Origin of the sequence: Sphingobium mellinum, assembly GCF_037860795.1 — a bacterium.
Classification (GTDB): domain Bacteria; phylum Pseudomonadota; class Alphaproteobacteria; order Sphingomonadales; family Sphingomonadaceae; genus Sphingobium; species Sphingobium mellinum.
This window is the reverse complement of record NZ_JBANRK010000052.1, coordinates 1-2311: the sequence shown is the minus strand read 5'-3', so window position 1 is coordinate 2311 and position 2311 is coordinate 1. Positions and strand designations below refer to the sequence as shown.

The window sequence follows — 2311 nt, the reverse complement described above, 5'->3', positions numbered from 1 at the left end:
TACTCTATGCCGCTGCCGCAATCGTCCTCATCAGGCGCATCGCTCGTTACGCATGAGATTCAAGACAGGCTCTTAGCCGCCAGCGAGGCGAAACCGACTTCACGCCCGCACCAATTTTCTTCTATCAGGTGGATCGCAACGGCGGCAAGTCCTACTCCCAGGAACTGCAGCTTGCTTCCAAACTGGACGGCCGGTTCAATTATCTGTTCGGCGTGAACTATTTTTACGACAAGAGCTTCATTGGCTTTTCACTCGTGGGATCGGCTTATGATTTTGCGCTAAATGCCGTGGGCGCGTATCCAGGTGCCGATGATCGGATCAAAACCGAATCCGTCTCAGCGTTCGTTGAAAGCACCTATCAGGTGACTGACCAGGTTAAGGTAACAGCAGGTGGCCGCTATACCTATGACAAGCGCGACCTGACCATCGTGAATAATGCCGGCTTCCAACTGTTCGGCGCGCCCGCAATGTCGAAACAGTCGGCATCCTTCCGCGCGTTTACGCCTCGCTTCGTAGTCGCTTGGGATAATGGCCCGCTCAACATTTACTATAGCTATACCCGCGGCTTCAAGGCGGGCGGCTTTGGTACGCCCTCCGCGTTTCCTGCTGACAGGGTCAATCCCGAGAAGGTCTTCAACCACGAAGTCGGTGTGAAGAACTCGGCATTTGGCGGTAAATTGAGAAGCAACCTGTCCATATTCTACTATAAAAACAAGGGTTTGCAGGCTCAGGTGCTTGATGCCACGGGTGGAGGCCAGCGGACCCAGAACAGCGGCGCGGCCGAAGGCTATGGCGCCGAGCTGGAAGTCAATGGTGACCCAATGCAGGGCCTTGTCCTGGGCGGTTCGCTTGCCTATCAACATATCATATATCTAAGCTATCCCAATGCATCGACGGTTTGTTTCGACCCCACCGGTACGATCAATACCACGGCGCCCGGAGCCACGCTGTACTCTTGCTCATTGGACTTTTCGGGGACGCGGTTGCCGCACGCGCCGCGCATTACGGCTTCGGTCAACGGCAGCTACACCTTCGCACTGGGCGACTGGTCAGCCAATCTGGCGGGCGTCGCGCAATATCGCTCGCGCTTCCTGTTTACCCCGGGAGCCGGCGGACAGCTCGGTTTTGATCAGCAGAAGGGCTATGTCGTCGCAAACTTCTCCGGTTATGTCAGCCCTCCGGGTAACGCGTTGCGTCTGGGCCTCTATGTGGACAATGCTTTCGACAAGAAATATGCGCAGAACCGAGCGACGTACCAGCCCTATGGTATGAGCTTCTTTGCGGCACGGCCTCGCACCTATGGGGTACGCGCCGAATACCGTTTCTGAATGCTAATCGGAGGGGAGCTTGCGTATTGAAGGCTCCCCCCGACTATGATGGAAGCCGCACTGTAAGCAGTTAAATGCGAATAGTTCAGCACGAGCGAGGTGGGACGAAACGCTGTGTTCCGCGTAGCCTTGGGGAATGGCGCTCAAGGTTGTTTCATGGAGAAGAATGATGGGTGAGTTCAGCAACGTGGAAGACCGGCTTGAAATCGCCGCCTTGAACCAGCGATATGCATTGCACGTCGACTTTCACGAAATCGAAGAGTGGGTCAGTCTTTTCACTCCGGACGCCGTCTTCGATGAGAGCGAATTCGATAACCCGCTTATGAACGGCCACGACGAAATCCGTGCCTATGGAAATCACCTCACGGAGTTCGTGCGGCATGTCCTTCATCATATGACGACGCACCATATCACCGACATGACGGCGACGACGGCCCGGGGCAGGGCCTTTGCATTGATAGAGGCCGTGCTGAACGATGGGACCCACGCGCGTACACATTGCATTTACGAGGATCGTTATGAAAAGCTCGACGGCCGCTGGCTGATAGCGGAGCGGATTCTTCGGAAAACCATCGAACCCGAAACCATCGCCACATCGTCGTAATCTGCCAGCTAAGCTTTGAATGCGGTTGCCGCCCACGCAGCCGTCGTTGAAAGGAGACACCTCCCTTACAGCTTGTTGGCAAAGGCTAACTGCGACCTCTGATGTCGCTGCGCTGGCCAAAGAACGTAAGCTGCAAGGGTACTAAACCGAGGAGAGGCCAGCGATGTTCAAGATCATGACGCTGATGAAGCGCAAGCCCGGGACGTCTATGGAGCATTTGATCGATTATTACGAAAATAATCACTCGGCATTAGGCGTCAAGATCTGGACGGAAACGGGAAAACCTCCCGTCCGGTACTTCAGGTGTCAACGGCGGTCGGATTCCAGGCCATGATGGCGGAGTAAAAGCAGGCCATTGAAGATGAGCGCGGATGATATG

Annotated in this window: 2 protein-coding genes; both read left to right on the top strand. The window is 55.3% G+C overall.

Annotated features, from left to right (window positions below):
• The first annotated feature begins 128 nt into the window (after window positions 1-128).
• Complete coding sequence (locus AAC640_RS18325; RefSeq protein ID WP_340268893.1) at window positions 129-1328, top strand: TonB-dependent receptor; 1200 nt, start codon at window positions 129-131, stop codon at window positions 1326-1328.
• Between the two features lie 169 nt (window positions 1329-1497).
• Complete coding sequence (locus AAC640_RS18320) at window positions 1498-1932, top strand: nuclear transport factor 2 family protein (protein WP_340268891.1); 435 nt, start codon at window positions 1498-1500, stop codon at window positions 1930-1932.
• Window positions 1933-2311: the final 379 nt, after the last annotated feature.

Excerpts from the sequence above, each read along its gene's own strand:
- AAC640_RS18320 (WP_340268891.1), top strand. The coding sequence starts at position 1,498 with ATGGGTGAGTTCAGCAACGTGGAAGACCGGCTTGAAATCGCCGCCTTG.